This window comes from Microvirga pakistanensis, from assembly GCF_004458765.1.
GTDB lineage: Bacteria > Pseudomonadota > Alphaproteobacteria > Rhizobiales > Beijerinckiaceae > Microvirga > Microvirga pakistanensis.
In genome coordinates this window covers 275,268-290,484 of record NZ_SPJX01000167.1, presented here as the reverse complement: position 1 = coordinate 290,484, position 15,217 = coordinate 275,268, and the positions used below count along the sequence as shown (strand labels likewise).

The window sequence follows — 15,217 nt, the reverse complement described above, 5'->3', positions numbered from 1 at the left end:
CAACGTGGAACCACCATGCGTTTGCTGACGATTCCTTGTCTGTTCGCCTTGAGCCTGCTTCTTGCCCTGGGAAGCGGCGCGCCGGCCGTGGCGCAGGGTTCCTACTATTATCCGCAGCAACAGCCGCAGCGGCCTTACCGCGATCCCCGGGCCTATCCGCCCGGCTACTACCCTGGAAAACTCGTTCAGCCGGCGCAGCCCCAGCAGGGCTTCAGCTTCCGCCGCTTCTTCGGCGGCTCCGACGACCCGCCCCGTCCCGCGCGGGCCCCTGTCGCCAAGCCGCGCAAGGCGCCGCAATCCGTGAATGTCGCGCGCCCTGAGAAACCGAAGGTCAATCCCGGGACCCACGTCGTGGTCTTCGGCGATTCCCTGGCCGAGTTCGCTCGCCAAGGCCTGGATGCGGTCTATGCGGATAACCAGGATGTCGCCGTGGTGGGCAAGACCAGGAGCGGCAGCAACCTGGTGCGTAGCGATCCGGCGGAGTGGCCGAACTTCATCCGGGCGACCCTCGATTCCGGCCAGAGCGCGACCGTTGCCGTCGTCATGCTGGGCCTGAGCGACCGCCAGAGCCTCCAGGAAGGGGAGGAGCGGGTCGAGTTTCTGTCCGACCGGTGGAAGGATGTCTACGCAAAGAGGATCGACGGAATCCTGACCACCTTCAAGGAGCGCAACATCCCCGTCGTGTGGATCGGTCTGCCGCCCATGAAGAGCAGCAAGCTCTCCGAGGACCTGCTGGCCATGAACGATGTCTATCGCGAGAGCGTGCAACGCCACGGCGGAGCCTACGTGGACATCTTCCCCGGCTTCGTGGATGACGAGAACCGCTATACCTCCAGCGGACCCGACGTGGACGGCGAGCCTGCCCGCCTGCGCAGCGACGACGGCGTGTCCTTCACCAAGGCGGGTGCACGCAAGATCGGCTTCTTCGCGGATGTGGAGATCAAGAAGATCCTGGAATCGATTCGAACCGGCGGGCCGGTGGCGACCGCCTCGACGGATGGCCAGAACATCGAAGCCGCCCTTCCGGCGCCGCCCGATGCCGCCGCCCCGGTCTCACTCCCCCTCAAACCCCTCGTCGGCCCTGTCCTGCCTCTGACGCGGCAGCCTGTGACGCCTGGCGGCACCCTTGTCTCCGGCCCGCTGAAGCTCAACGGCGACCAGGCCTATCCGGTGCAGCGCGCCCTGCGCACCGGCATCCCGCCGAGTTCCCGTCCAGGACGGGCGGACGACTTCCGCTGGCCGAGGTCCTGACGGCAGCAAACACGAAAAAGGCGGCCAGATCACCCGGATCGGCCGCCTGTCTCTTTGCCAGGATCTGATGATCAGACCGGCAGGCTGCTCTCGCCCGTCAGATAGGTGTCGATGGCGCGCGCGGCCTGGCGTCCCTCGCGAATCGCCCAGACCACAAGGGACTGGCCGCGGCGCATGTCGCCGGCCACGAAGACCTTGTCGTTGGAGGTCCTGTAGCTCCTATCGTCCGCCACCACGTTGCCGCGCCGGTCGATCGCGACGCCCGACTGCTCCAGGAGGCCTTCCTTCACGGAGCCCGCGAAGCCGATGGCGATGAAGACCAGGTCGGCCTTGAGCGTGAACTCGCTGCCCGGAATCGGCTGGCGCCTCTCGTCCACGCGGGCGCATTGGACGCCGGTCGCCTGGCCCTTCTTGCCGACGATGCCGAGGGTCGCGGCCTGGAACTCGCGCTCCGCACCCTCGGCCTGCGAGGAGGAGGTGCGCATCTTCGTCGGCCAATAGGGCCACACGGTCAGCTTGTCCTCGCGCTCGGGCGGCTTCGGGCGAATGTCGAGCTGCGTGACGGACAGAGCGCCCTGACGGAAGGCGGTGCCGACGCAGTCGGAGGCCGTGTCGCCGCCGCCGATGACGACGACGTGCTTGCCGCCTGCGAGGATCGGCTCGTCGGTGACCTCTTCGCCGCCCACGCGCTTATTGGACTGGGTGAGGTACGGCATCGCGTAATGCACGCCCTTCAGGTCCTGTCCCGGCAGGTTCGGGTTGCGCGGGTCTTCCGCGCCGCCGGCGAAGAGCACCGCATCGTACTCGTTGTGAAGCGAGGCGAAGCTGCGGTCCACGCCGATATTGACCCCGCAATGGAAGGTGACGCCCTCGGCCTCCATCTGCTTCACGCGGCGGTCGATGTGGTACTTCTCCATCTTGAAGTCCGGAATGCCGTAGCGCAGCAGGCCGCCGGGCCTCGCCTGGCGCTCGAACACGTGCACGTCGTGGCCCGCCCGGGCGAGCTGTTGCGCCGCGGCGAGACCCGCAGGGCCCGAACCGATGACGGCGACGCGCTTGCCGGTGGAGAAGCCCGCGGGTTCAGGCTTGATGAAGCCCATCTCCCACGCCTTGTCGGCGATGGCCTGCTCGATGGTCTTGATGGTGACCGGCTGGTTCTCGAGGTTGAGCGTGCATGCTTCCTCGCACGGGGCGGGGCAGATGCGGCCGGTGAACTCCGGGAAGTTATTGGTGGTGTGGAGGTTGGCGGCTGCCTCCTCCCAATCGTTTTGCCAGACCAGATCGTTCCAATCGGGAATCTGGTTGTGCACCGGACAGCCCGTCGGCCCGTGGCAGAAGGGGATGCCGCAATCCATGCAGCGTCCCGCCTGCTTCTTCAGATCGTTGTCGTCGAGCGGCAGGGTGAACTCGCGGAAGTGGCGCACGCGTTCACCGGCGAGCTGATACTTCTGCTCCTGGCGGTCGTATTCGAGAAAGCCTGTGACCTTACCCATCGGTTTGCCCCTTAATCCTTATTCCGCTGCCTGCAGGTTCCGGAGACGATCCATCTCCTGGAGCGCGCGGCGGTATTCAACTGGCATCACCTTCACGAACTTGGTGCGGAAGGTCGCCCAGTTGTCGAGGATCTCCTTCGCGCGGGCCGAACCCGTATAGGTGTGATGATTGGTGATGAGCTGCATCAGGCGCTCTTCGTCAGGACCGGACATATTGGCCATGATGTCGATGCGGCCCTTGGTCTCAAGATCGCCGCCATGGTGGTGGAGACGACGCATGAGGTCCTCCTCCTCCTCGACGGGTTCGAGATCGACCATGGACAGGTTGCAGCGCTTGCCGAACGTGCCGTCCTCGTCGAGCACGTAGGCGATGCCGCCGGACATGCCCGCCGCGAAGTTGCGGCCGGTCTGGCCGAGAACCACCACGAGGCCGCCGGTCATGTATTCGCAGCCGTGATCGCCCGTGCCTTCCACTACCGCGATAGCCCCGGAATTGCGCACGGCGAAACGCTCGCCCGCCACGCCGCGGAAATAAGCCTCGCCGGAGATCGCGCCGTACATCACCGTGTTGCCCACGATGATCGAGCGCTCGGGGATGGCCTTCGAGTCCAGCGACGGTCTGATGATCAGCTTGCCGCCCGACAGACCCTTGCCCACATAGTCGTTCGCCTCACCTTCGAGGTTCAGCGTCACGCCGGCGGCGAGCCACGCGCCGAAGCTCTGACCGGCCGTGCCCTTCAGGTTCACGGTGATCGTGTCGTCGGCCAAGCCTTCATGGCCGTAGCGCTTGGCGACCTCGCCCGAGAGCATGGCGCCCACGGACCGATCGGAGCTGCGCACCCGCGCCTCGATGGTGACGGCCTCGCCCTTTTCCAGAGCAGGACCAGCCTGCGCGATGAGCTCGCGGTCGAGCACGTTCGCGATCGGGTGGACCTGACGCTCCTGATGGCGGATCGCCACATGGGGAGGAACATCCGGCTTGTGGAAGAGCTTCGTGAAGTCGAGGCCCTTCGCCTTCCAGTGGTCGATTGCGGCGTTCTTGTCGAGCAGGTCGGACTGGCCGATCATCTCGTCGATGGAGGTGAAGCCCATCTCGGCCATCAGCTCGCGCACTTCCTCGGCGACGAAGAAGAAGTAGTTGATGACATGCTCCGGCAGGCCCTTGAAGCGCTTGCGCAGAACCGGATCCTGCGTGGCCACGCCCACCGGACAGGTGTTCAGGTGGCACTTGCGCATCATGATGCAGCCGGCCGCGATCAGCGGGGCGGTCGAGAAGCCGTATTCGTCGGCGCCGAGCAGGGCCGCGATCACTACGTCACGGCCGGTGCGCAGGCCGCCGTCGGCCTGCAGCGCCACGCGGCCGCGCAGACGATTGAGCACGAGGGTCTGCTGCGTCTCGGCCAGACCGATCTCCCACGGCGAACCCGCGTGCTTGAGCGACGTGAGGGGAGAAGCGCCCGTGCCGCCTTCGAAGCCCGAGACGGTGATGTGATCGGCGCGCGCCTTCGCGACGCCGGCTGCGACCGTGCCCACGCCCACTTCGGACACGAGCTTCACCGACACGTCGGCCTGGGGATTCACGTTCTTCAGGTCGAAGATCAGCTGGGCGAGATCCTCGATGGAGTAGATGTCGTGGTGCGGCGGTGGGGAGATGAGGCCCACGCCCGGGGTCGAGTGGCGCACGCGGGCGATCTTGGCGTCGACCTTGTGGCCGGGCAGCTGACCGCCCTCGCCAGGCTTGGCACCCTGCGCGACCTTGATCTGCATCATGTCCGCGTTGACGAGATATTCCGTCGTGACGCCGAAGCGGCCCGAGGCCACCTGCTTGATGGCGGAGCGCTTGGAGCGTCCGTCCGGCAGCGGACGGAAGCGCTCCGGCTCCTCGCCGCCTTCGCCCGTGTTGGACTTGCCCCCGATGGCGTTCATGGCGAGCGCCAGCGTCTCGTGCGCCTCCTTCGAGATCGACCCGAAGGACATGGCGCCCGTGGAGAAGCGCTTGACGATCTCCTGCGCGGGCTCGACCTCGCTCACCGGGACGGGCGCGCGGCCGGTCTCGTCCGCCGTCTTGATGCGGAAGAGGCCGCGGATGGTCTTCAGTTCGGTGTCCTGCTCGTTCACGAGGCGCGCGAATTCGCGATAGCGATCCTGCGCGTTCAGGCGCACGGCGTGCTGGAGCGTGGCGACGGTGTCGGGATTCCAGGCATGCACCTCGCCGCGCTGGCGGAAGGCGTATTCACCGCCGACATCGAGCGCGTTGCGATAGATCGGCGCGTCGCCGAAGGCGTCCCGGTGGCGGCGAACGTTCTCCTCCGCCACCTCGTCCATGCCGATGCCCTCGATGGTGGTTGCGGTGCCGAAGAAATCGCGCGCCACGAAGTCGGACTTGAGGCCGATCGCGTCGAAGATCTGCGCGCCGCAATAGGACTGGTAGGTGGAGATGCCCATCTTGGACATCACCTTCAGCAGACCCTTGCCGATGGATTTGATGTAGCGCTTGATCGCCTCGTCGGCGTCCACCTCTTGCGGCAGTTCGCCGGCTTCGTGCATCGCCGCGATGGTTTCGAAGGCGAGATAGGGGTTGATCGCTTCCGCACCGTAGCCGGCCAGGCACGCGAAGTGATGGATCTCGCGCGGCTCGCCGCTCTCGACCACGAGGCCGACCGATGTGCGCAGGCCTTTGCGGATCAGGTAGTTGTGCACGGCGGCGGTGGCGAGCAGCGCCGGGATCGGAATGCGGTCCGGCCCCACCATGCGGTCGGACAGGATGATGATGTTGTAGCCGCCATGCACCGCCGCTTCCGCGCGGTCGCAGAGGCGGTCGAGCGCGCCGTCGAGCGCGGCAGCGCCCAGCTCGGCATCGTAGGTGATGTCTAGCGTCTTCGTGTCGAAGCGGTCCTCGAAATGGCCGATGCAGCGGATCTTCTCCAGATCCTCGTTGGTGAGGATCGGCTGGCGCACCTCAAGCCGCTTGCGGCGCGAGGTCCCCTCCAGATCGAGGATGTTCGGGCGCGGTCCGATGAACGACACGAGGCTCATGACGAGCTCCTCGCGGATCGGGTCGATCGGCGGGTTCGTCACCTGCGCGAAGTTCTGCTTGAAATAGGTGTAGAGCAGCTTCGGCTTGTCGGAGAGCGCTGAAATCGGGGTGTCGGAGCCCATGGAGCCCACCGCCTCCTGGCCCGTCACGGCCATCGGCTGCATGAGCAGCTTGAGGTCTTCCGCCGTGTAGCCGAAGGCCTGCTGACGGTCGAGGAGCGACACGTCGGTGCGCGACTCGCGGGCCTGAACGGGCTTCAGATCCTCCAGCACGATCTGCGTGCGCTTCAGCCATTCCTTGTAGGGATGGGCATTGGACAGCTGCTGCTTGATCTCGTCGTCGGAGATGATGCGGCCTTCCTCCAGGTCGATGAGGAGCATCCTGCCCGGCTGCAGGCGCCACTTCTCGACGATCTTCTCCTCCGGGATCGGCAGCACGCCCATCTCGGAGGCGAGCACCACGAGGCCGTCATCGGTGACGAGGTAGCGCGCGGGGCGAAGACCGTTGCGGTCGAGGGTGGCGCCGATCTGCTTGCCGTCGGTGAAGCACACGGCGGCCGGGCCGTCCCACGGCTCCATGAGCGCGGCGTGATATTCGTAGAACGCGCGCCGGTCGTCGTTCATGAGCGGGTTGCCGGCCCATGCTTCCGGGATCAGCATCATCATGGCGTGCGACAGCGAGTAGCCGCCGCGTACCAGGAACTCGAGGGCGTTGTCGAAGCAGGCGGTGTCCGACTGGCCTTCGTAGGAGATCGGCCAGAGCTTGGAGATGTCGTTGCCGAAGAGATCGGAATCGACGGAAGCCTGGCGCGCGGCCATCCAGTTCACGTTGCCGCGCAGCGTGTTGATCTCGCCGTTATGCGCGACCATGCGGTACGGGTGCGCAAGCTGCCAGGTCGGGAAGGTATTGGTGGCGAAGCGCTGGTGCACGAGGGCGATGGCGCTCTCGAAGCGCGGATCCTGCAGGTCGAGGTAATAGTCCCGCAGCTGCGTGACCAGCACCATGCCCTTATAGACGATGGTGCGCGAGGACAGGCTCACCGGGTAATAGCCGGCCGTGCGCCCGTCCTTCATGTCGTAGACGGCGTTGGAGATGACCTTGCGGGCGATGAACAGGCGACGCTCGAAGGTCTCCTGGTCGTCCATCCCCTTGCCCTTGCCGATGAAGATCTGGCGGTGGAGGGGCTCGGTGACCTTCACGCTTTCGCCGAGATCGCTGGAATCGACCGGCACCTCGCGCCAGCCGAGAACCTGCAGACCCTCGTCCGCGATCGCCTTCGAGACGATCTCCTCGACGAGCTTGAAGCCTTCCGGATCGCGCGGCATGAACAGGTGGCCGACGCCGTACTGCCCTTCATCCGGCAGCCAGATGCCGAGCTTGGCGCATTCGGCGGCGAAGAACTTGTGCGGAACCTGGACCAGGATGCCGCAGCCGTCGCCCATCTTCGGGTCCGCGCCGACCGCGCCGCGATGATCGAGGTTGTGCAGGATCGACAGGCCCTGCTCGACGATGTCGTGCGACTTGCGGTTCTTCATGTCGGCGATGAAGCCGACGCCGCAGGAATCCTGCTCGTTGGAGGGATCGTAGAGGCCCTGGGGAGTGGGCAGCCCCGGATCGCGCACGGCCCTGATGGTCGTTTTGACGGCCGTGCGGCTCGAGACTTTCACTCCGGGGCTCTTCATCGGCTCGTCGCTCATATCAGATCCTCACATCCGAACACGTCTTCTAGGGTCTTTGAGGCGGTTCTCGGGTCGCCGGATAAGGGGATCGTCCGGAGTGCCCGCCGCTTCAGGGGTCGTCGAGGAGTGGGTCCGGCAGGGGAGCCCGCGCCTCGCGGGCATCCTTCAGGCTGTCTTCAGCCCAGAGTCGCCCGTTCCGCCCACGTTTTGCGGGCAGCTTTCGTGGTATCTCGTTTCGTTCGCGTCTGGCGAAGCATCAAGAAAACCTCAGGGCAGAAAGGGTGAGACACCCCAAATGGGACAGCATCGCTGTCCTAATGCGGGCAAAGTGCCAGAGAACAAGAAACGGCACAAGAGGGTTTAGAAAAATTTTAGACAAAAGTTACAAGCCGCCAGCCGGGAATGTAACAAAACAGATTTTTGTAATCCCGAAACGAAAGTCTTCGCCGATGGGTCAACGATCTTGACATGTTCCCTGCCACGGGAGGGCTGGTGCCCCGCTCGATGCATCGTCCGGAGACAGGGAGCCAGTTTTCTGGCACGGCAGCGCGCTTTGTAGTAGGGAGCGCCCAACCGGAGATCGGTATTCCCTCTGAGGCCGGTGCCGCAGGAGACAATTGATGAATTTCGCAAGCGACAACATCGTGGGGGCCAGCTCCCAGGTTCTGCAGGCGCTCATGGCAGCCAATGCGGGCGCCATGGCGGCTTATGGAGGCGACGAGATCACCAAGCGGGTGAAAGCGCAGTTCAACGAGATCTTCGAACGGGAGGTCTCGGTGTTCTTCGTCACCACCGGCACCGCCGCCAACGCGCTCGCGCTCTCCTCCGCCGTGCCGCCCTACGGTCTGTGCGTCTGCCACCGGGAGGCGCACGTGATCGACGACGAATGCGGCGCGCCGGAGTTCTTCATGCACGGAGCCAAGCTCGTGGGCCTGCCGGGCGTGGGCGCGAAGCTCACGGCCGAGGGCGTCTCGGCTTATCTGAGGGGGCTCTCCCGGGCCGTGAAGCAGATGCCCCCCAAGGCCGTGTCGATCTCGCAGGTGTCCGAATGCGGCCTCGTCTACGGCCTCGACGAGCTCGCCGAACTCGGGGAGGTCTGCCGCGAGCACGGGCTCGCCTTCCACATGGATGGCGCACGCTTCGCCAATGCCCTCGTGACCCTCGGCTGCACCCCGGCGGAGATGACCTGGAAGCAGGGCGTGGACATTCTCTCCTTCGGCGGAACGAAGAACGGGTGCCTGATGGCGGAGGCCATCGTGGTGTTCAGGCCCGAGCTCGCCGAATCGCTCGATTACCGTTCCAAGCGCGCTGGCCAGATCGTCTCCAAGGGCCGGCTGATCTCGGCGCAGTTCGAGGGCTATTTCGCCGGCGGCCACTGGTATGACAATGCCCGCCATTCCAACCGCCTGGCAAAGCTCCTCTCGGATGGGCTTGTCCAGCTCCCGGGCGTGCGTCTGGCCTGGGAAACCCAGGCCAACGAGGTTTTCCCGATCATCCCGGCAGCCATGAACAAGGCGCTCAAGGACGCGGGAATCGTCTATCATCCCTGGACGGAGCTGAGCCTGCCGGCCGGTGAGACGGTCGGGCCGGACGAGGCCCTGATTCGCCTCGTGCTGTCGTTCGCCACGCAGGAGGAGGATGTGCGCCGGGTGCTCGACATCGCGCGCTCGGCGGCCTCGCGGCAGGCGGCGGAGTGATTTTCCTGCATCCTTGCGCCGGGCCTTGCCCTAACCCTGCCGCATTCACCCGCGATGTCTGTTTCTACGAGACCTTGACCAACGGGGTTCATCTCCAGCCCCGGCGGGACGACCAGGACCAGGAATCGAACAAGAAAAGCGCCCCGGACGAACCGGGGCGCTCTTTTGTTTTCAGGCTTTCGGAAAAGGCCTTAGGCGGCCTGCTTGGCCTCGAGGACCTGGGCGCCGTTCGTAGAAATCGGGATCAGCTTCGGCTTCTTGGCCTCGGGCGTCTCGCGCACGAGGTCCAGGTGCAGCAGACCGTTCTCGAGCGAGGCGCCCGTCACCTGGACGCCGTCGGCGAGCTGGAAACGCCGGTCGAAGCTGCGGGCCGCGATACCCTGATGGAGCACTTCAGCCTTGCGCTCTTCGTTGGGCTTCTTTTCGCCGCGCACGGAGAGGGTGTTCTCCTTCACCTCGATGGTGAGGTCTCTATCGGTGAAGCCGGCAACCGCGATCGAGATGCGATAGGCATTCTCGCCGGTGCGCTCGATGTTGTAGGGCGGGTAGCTCGGAGCCGCGTCGACACCGACCATCTGGTCGAGCATCGAGAACAGACGGTCGAAACCGACCGTGTTGCGGTACAGGGGAGCAAGATCGAACTGTCGCATGGCATATCCTCCTTCAGAAGCAACATGCATCTCATGAAGATCCACCTCTCTTGAGGCTGGATCTGGGTCTCGTGACGCCGTCTGGCCGTCACGGCTTCCATGTGGGAATAGATACGTTTGCATTCAAGAGGCTCGCCCAACCGGGCCAAAGCGCCCTATAAAGGGGTCACATCGTTTCATGAGACCTGCCGTGGAATTCTTCCCCACTCCCGATAATCCGGTGCCCGGCGAGCCGGTGCTCACCAGCATCACCACCGCCGACGGCCTTGCCCTGCGGGTCGCCTATTGGAAGGCCGAAACCAGCCAGCCGAAGGGGACCGTCTGCATCCTGCACGGCCGGGCGGAGTTCATTGAAAAGTACTTCGAGACGGTAGGCGACCTGCTGAAGCGTGGCTTTGCGGTCGTGACCTTCGACTGGCGCGGGCAGGGGCTCTCGGGGCGGCAGGTGCAGAACCCCCGCAAGGGTCATGTGCGACGTTTCGCCGATTACCGGCTCGACCTGGAGGCCGTGCGCGATCAGATCCTGATGCCGCACATGCCCCAACCCCATTTCGCGCTCGCCCATTCCATGGGCGGGGCCATTGCGCTCAACGCCGCCTATGAGAGCTGGCTGCCCTTCCGTCGGCTCGTCACCACCACGCCGATGATCGCCCTGGCCATCGTCAGGCGCACCCGCGGCGCGGCATTTCTGGCGCGCCTCCTGCGATTTTTGGGACTCGGGACAATGTTCGTGCCCGGCGGCGGAGAGACGTCGATCTCCACCCTGCCGTTCAAGGGCAACCGCCTCACGAGCGATCCCGTCCGCTATGCCCGCAACGCGGATGCCGCGACCGCCATCGGGCCCGGAGCCATCGGCGCGCCGACGGTGGCGTGGATGGACTCCGCCTTCCGGTTCATGCGGTGCTTTACCGCGCCGAACTACGCGCTGAAGATCCGGCTGCCGACGCTCATCTTGGCGGCGGGCGCGGACCCGGTCTGCGCGACGCCCGCGACGGAGCGTTTCGCCGCACGCCTCAAGGCCGGCCACGCCATCGTCATCCCCGGCGCGCGGCACGAGATCCTCATGGAACGCGACGAGATCCGCGAGCAGTTCTGGGCGGCGTTCGATGCCTTCATCCCCGGCACGCCCGATCCGGTGTTCGGGCAGCAGGCCGATCTTGCCGCACTCGGCCTATCGGCTGAGCAGCTCGACGGCGGCGGCATGGACCCGGCGGTCGCCGGCCGCGACGATGCGCCCGCCATGGGCGGCTGATTCCCCGTCCCAGGTGGTGACGATGCCGCCGGCGCCCTCGATGATCGGGACCAGGGCCGCGATGTCGTAGGATTTGAGGCCCGACTCCACGACGAGGTCGATGTGGCCCGCGGCGAGCATGCAATAGGCGTAGCAATCGCAGCCGTAGCGGGCGAGGCGCGCCACGCTTTCCACGCGGTCATAGGCCCGCAGTTCCTCGCCTGCGAACAGACGCGGGCTCGTGGTGGAGATCACCGCGTCCTTCAGCGAGGCGCAGCGGCGCGTCATGAGCTTGCGCTCGCCGCCCGGGCCCCGGAAGGTGCTGCTGCCGCCATCTCCGAAGAAGCGCTCGCCCGTGAAGGGCTGGTGCATCATGCCGAAAACCGGCTGGCCCTTGTAGGTAAGGCCGATCAGGGTGCCCCAGGTGGGAAGGCCCGCGATGAAGGCCCGGGTTCCGTCGATGGGATCGAGCACCCACACGTAATCCGCATTCTCGTTCTCGGCTCCGAACTCCTCGCCGATGATGCCGTGGGTGGGGAAGCTGCGCTTGATGAGGTGACGCATGGTGGCCTCGCTCGCCCGGTCCGCTTCCGTGACCGGATCAAAGGCGCCCCCGCGGGATTTGTCCTCCGTCGCAATGGCGGTGCGGAAGAACGGCAGGATCGCCTGGCCGGACGAGGTGGCGAGCTCGTTGACGAAATGCGTGAAGTCGATGAGCCCCATGCCTGGATTTCCTCATTTAACGTGGCTGTTGGCCTTGGCCTGTTGTCCCTCCGCTTTTATCAAGCGTTTGGCGCGCGGCAAGGGAGCAGCGGCACAGGAAGGGCAAGACATCCATGGATTCTGCAGCCAAGGCTTCCCCGACCCGCTCGGAAACGGCCGTCATCCTCATTGCCGCGCTGGTCGCGATCTACGCGGTCAGCCAGTTCCTGCGCAATTCGATCGGGGTCATCGCCAATGATCTCGCGCGGGAGCTGTCCCTCTCCGCCACCCAGACCGGGCTCTTGTCGAGCGCCTTCTTCTTCACGTTCGCGGCGGTCCAGATCCCGATTGGGATCCTCATCGATCGCTACGGGCCCAAACAGGTCATGCTGGCCACCGCCGTCATCGCCGTGGCCGGCATCGTCCTGTTCGCCATGGCTCCCTCAGCCTCCGTGCTGATCGGTGCCCGCGCCCTGATGGGGCTCGGCTGCTCCACCTTCTTCATGGCGCCCCTCGTCATTTATGCGCGGCGCTTCCCGCCCGAGCGCTTCGCGGGGCTCACCAGCATCCAGATGGGAGGCGCCAATCTGGGCACCCTTGCGGCGACCGCGCCGCTCGCCGCCTCGGCCGCCGCCATCGGCTGGCGGGACTCGTTCCTGGTCGTCGCGGCGATTACCGTCGTTCTGGCGCTGGCGATCATTGTCGCGGTCCCCAGGGACGCCGACAACGCCAAGGGACGGGAGAGCTGGTCGGAGGCCTTCCGGGGCGTGGCCGCCGCCGTGCGGGTGCCCTCCTTCCGGGCGGTCTTCTTCATGCACCTGACCACCTATTCGTGCTTCGTGTCCATCGTCGGTCTCTGGGGCGGGCCCTGGCTGACGGATGTCCACGGGGCGGACCTTGCCACCAGGGGGCGCATCCTGCTCCTCGGCGCCGGGGCCCAGATCGGCGGCATGCTGCTATGGGGAGCGACCGACCGGTTCTGGGGCAGCTACAAGAAGCCGGTTCTGGCCGGGGGCGTGGCCGCCGTTCTGATGATGGCGTGCATGGTCCTCGTGCCCCTGGACATGGCTCTTGTGCCGGTCTGGTTTGTCCTGTTCGGGGTGAGCGTGTCCTACACGCCCATCCTGACCTCACACGGCAAGTCCCTGTTCCCGCCCTACCTGACCGGACGGGGCATCACGCTCATGAATATCGGCACCATGGGGGGAGCGTTCCTGTCGCAGAGCGTGACCGGTGTTCTGATCGACCTGATGGGGCGTTCGAGCACGGGAGGCTATTCGCCGGAAGGCTACCGGCTCGTTTTCGGGTCCCTGTGCGGATGGCTGCTCCTGAGCCTCCTGTTCTACATCAGGGCTATCGATCCGCATCCAAGCAGATATGCGTCTAAAGCATAACGTGGCGCGATTTTCCCCTTGATTCTTGTGCAGCGCGAAGGCAATATTGCACTGCGATATGGCGATGGCGTCGCCTTGTCGTAGCCCTTCTTGGGCGTTTCCTCCCTAAACTTCGGGCTGCTGGCAACGGCGGCCTTTTTTCTTGTTTGGAGCATCGTGCGGACCCGAAGGGCCGCGCAAGCGAAAAGTGGACCCGGTTTTCCGCTAAGGCGATGCTCTCATTCTCAGGAGGAAAGCATCGGATCGACCCCAAAAGTGCAAATCCACTTTTGGGTCCGATGCTTTAGTCTCTCATTCGGCCGCGATGCGGCGGGCCGTCAACTCGCCTTCGAGATCCGCGACAACCTGGCGGAATGCCTGGAACAAATCCCCCATCAGGACGGTGAAGCCCGGCTTTTTCGCCATGCTGCGCTCCTCCATGTAGAGCGACCGGTTGATCTCCACCTGAAGCGCGTGCCGCCCGACGGCCGGCTCCCCGTAATGCTCGGTGATGAAGCCGCCTGCATAGGGCTTGTTGCGCACCACCGTATAGCCGCGCCCGCGCAACGCAGCCTCGACGAGATCGATCAGCAGGCTCGCGCAGGAGGTGCCGTAGCGGTCGCCCAGGACGATGTCGGCCTTGGTGCCGTCGTCCCGGCTCACGCTGGAGGAGGGCATGGAATGACAATCGATGAGGATCGCATGGCCGAACAGGTCCGCCGTGCGGCGCACGCGCTGGCGCAGCGCCCGATGATAGGGCTTGTAGAGCCATTCGATCCGGTGCAGCGCCTCGTCGACCTGAAGGCGCGAATGGTAGATCTCCTGCCCGTCGGCGACGATGCGGGGGATGGTTCCCAGGCCCCCGGCCACGCGCATGGAGCGGGTGTTGGCGAAGGGCGGGAGCCTGCCGTCGAACATGCGCGAGTCGAGTTCGTAGGGCTCCCGGTTGAGGTCCAGATAGGCCCGGGGGAAGCGCGCCGCCATCAAGGGGGCGCCGAGCCCGGTCACCGACGCGAAGAGCTCGTCCACATACGCGTCCTCGGAGCGGCGCAGGGCCACGGCATCGAGGCGTGACGCCGCCAGGAAAGAGGCGGGGTAGATGGCGCCGGCGTGAGGGGCGTTGAAGACGAATGGGATCGTCTGCGCCGCAGGTTCCGTCAAGACAAAGGGGGGATCGAACTCGTCGACGATAGCTGGCCGCATGAAAACTGGCTGTTCTGGAGAGGAAATCAACTTTTTCGCTAGTGTAAGGCAGCCGTGCCGCCTGTCCATGACAATATGGTGGGGGCGCTGCGTCGTTCTTTCACGGGTTATTTACCCGTCGGGAGCATGAAAGTCTCTTGAGATCATTCGCCACGATTCGGGGCTTGGCAGCCGATGAAGATTCTTCTCGCCGAAGACGACAACGACATGCGGCGCTTTCTGGTGAAGGCGCTTGAGAACGCGGGCTACGAGGTGGCCCCGTTCGACAACGGCCTTTCCGCCTACAACCGCCTGCGGGAGGAGCCTTTCGAGCTTCTCCTGACGGATATCGTCATGCCGGAGATGGACGGAATCGAGCTGGCCCGCCGGGCGACCGAGCTCGATCCGGACATCAAGGTGATGTTCATCACCGGCTTTGCCGCCGTGGCCCTCAATCCGGACTCGCAGGCCCCGAAGGATGCGAAGGTGCTGTCCAAGCCCTTCCACCTGCGCGATCTCGTGAGCGAGGTCGAGAAAATGATGGCAGCCTAAAAAAGGTTGCTCATCATGACTTGCGCATATGCCCACTTGTGGGTATATCGCCCCCACAGCCGAGACGGGACATCAAACATCACCGTTTCCCGGGCGCGTAGCTCAGCGGGAGAGCACTACGTTGACATCGTAGGGGTCGCTGGTTCGATCCCAGCCGCGCCCACCATTTCTTTTTTCCGGCCTTCCCGAAGGGCCGCAGGAGACCGGATATGAAGATCCGCAACTCGTTGAAGTCGATCCGCGGCCGTCACCGCGACAACCAGCTGGTGCGTCGCAAGGGCCGGGTCTACATCATCAACAAGACCCAGAAGCGCTACAAGGCTCGCCAGGGCTAATCGGCCCGCGGCAACGCCGCGCACGCTTTTATGAA

The 15,217-nt window shown here is 65.0% G+C and carries 11 protein-coding genes and 1 tRNA gene; 7 read left to right on the top strand and 5 right to left on the bottom strand.

Features of this window, described 5'->3' with window-relative positions; genetic code table 11:
* The first annotated feature begins 15 nt into the window (after nt 1–15).
* Nucleotides 16–1,251 (top strand): SGNH/GDSL hydrolase family protein, encoded by a 1,236-nt coding sequence (locus E4K09_RS07350; RefSeq protein ID WP_166802207.1) that lies wholly within the window; start codon nt 16–18, stop codon nt 1,249–1,251.
* 71 nt (nt 1,252–1,322) lie between these two features.
* Here E4K09_RS07350 and E4K09_RS07345 read toward each other — a convergent pair whose 3' ends face one another.
* Complete coding sequence (locus tag E4K09_RS07345; protein WP_134496093.1) at nt 1,323–2,744, bottom strand: glutamate synthase subunit beta; 1,422 nt, start codon at nt 2,742–2,744, stop codon at nt 1,323–1,325.
* A gap of 18 nt (nt 2,745–2,762) precedes the next feature.
* Nucleotides 2,763–7,463 (bottom strand): glutamate synthase large subunit, encoded by a 4,701-nt coding sequence (gltB, locus tag E4K09_RS07340; protein WP_244610406.1) that lies wholly within the window; start codon nt 7,461–7,463, stop codon nt 2,763–2,765.
* A gap of 617 nt (nt 7,464–8,080) precedes the next feature.
* On the opposite strand from gltB, the gene E4K09_RS07335 reads away from it, so the two are divergent.
* Complete coding sequence (locus E4K09_RS07335; RefSeq protein ID WP_134496091.1) at nt 8,081–9,157, top strand: threonine aldolase family protein; 1,077 nt, start codon at nt 8,081–8,083, stop codon at nt 9,155–9,157.
* A 191-nt stretch (nt 9,158–9,348) separates the two neighbouring features.
* On the opposite strand, the gene E4K09_RS07330 is transcribed toward E4K09_RS07335, so the two are convergent.
* On the bottom strand, nt 9,349–9,807 hold the full coding sequence (locus E4K09_RS07330; RefSeq protein WP_134496090.1) for an Hsp20 family protein: 459 nt from the start codon (nt 9,805–9,807) through the stop codon (nt 9,349–9,351).
* Between the two features lie 178 nt (nt 9,808–9,985).
* Between E4K09_RS07330 and E4K09_RS07325 the strand changes: the two genes are divergently transcribed.
* Complete coding sequence (locus tag E4K09_RS07325) at nt 9,986–11,059, top strand: alpha/beta fold hydrolase (protein WP_134496089.1); 1,074 nt, start codon at nt 9,986–9,988, stop codon at nt 11,057–11,059.
* On the opposite strand, the gene hisN is transcribed toward E4K09_RS07325, so the two are convergent.
* Nucleotides 10,979–11,761, bottom strand: coding sequence for a histidinol-phosphatase (gene hisN / locus E4K09_RS07320; protein WP_134496088.1), 783 nt, complete (start codon nt 11,759–11,761; stop codon nt 10,979–10,981). The genes E4K09_RS07325 and hisN overlap by 81 nt on opposite strands.
* Before the next feature lie 113 nt (nt 11,762–11,874).
* Between hisN and E4K09_RS07315 the strand changes: the two genes are divergently transcribed.
* Nucleotides 11,875–13,134 carry an MFS transporter gene (locus E4K09_RS07315; RefSeq protein ID WP_134496087.1) on the top strand — a complete coding sequence of 420 codons (1,260 nt, stop codon included), beginning with the start codon at nt 11,875–11,877 and terminating at the stop codon, nt 13,132–13,134.
* A 291-nt stretch (nt 13,135–13,425) separates the two neighbouring features.
* Here the strand turns inward: E4K09_RS07315 and E4K09_RS07310 are convergent, their stop codons facing one another.
* Nucleotides 13,426–14,316, bottom strand: a complete 891-nt coding sequence (locus tag E4K09_RS07310) for an N-formylglutamate amidohydrolase (RefSeq protein WP_134496086.1) — start codon at nt 14,314–14,316, stop codon at nt 13,426–13,428.
* A gap of 174 nt (nt 14,317–14,490) precedes the next feature.
* Here E4K09_RS07310 and cpdR point away from each other — a divergent pair, with 174 nt between their 5' ends.
* The 3 genes from cpdR to ykgO all read left to right on the top strand — a co-directional run bounded on the left by cpdR (nt 14,491) and on the right by ykgO (nt 15,182).
* Nucleotides 14,491–14,847, top strand: a complete 357-nt coding sequence (gene cpdR, locus E4K09_RS07305) for a cell cycle two-component system response regulator CpdR (protein WP_134496085.1) — start codon at nt 14,491–14,493, stop codon at nt 14,845–14,847.
* Between the two features lie 91 nt (nt 14,848–14,938).
* A tRNA-Val gene (locus E4K09_RS07300) sits at nt 14,939–15,013 on the top strand.
* 43 nt (nt 15,014–15,056) lie between these two features.
* Complete coding sequence (gene ykgO / locus E4K09_RS07295; RefSeq protein ID WP_009763379.1) at nt 15,057–15,182, top strand: type B 50S ribosomal protein L36; 126 nt, start codon at nt 15,057–15,059, stop codon at nt 15,180–15,182.
* The last annotated feature ends 35 nt before the right edge of the window (nt 15,183–15,217 follow it).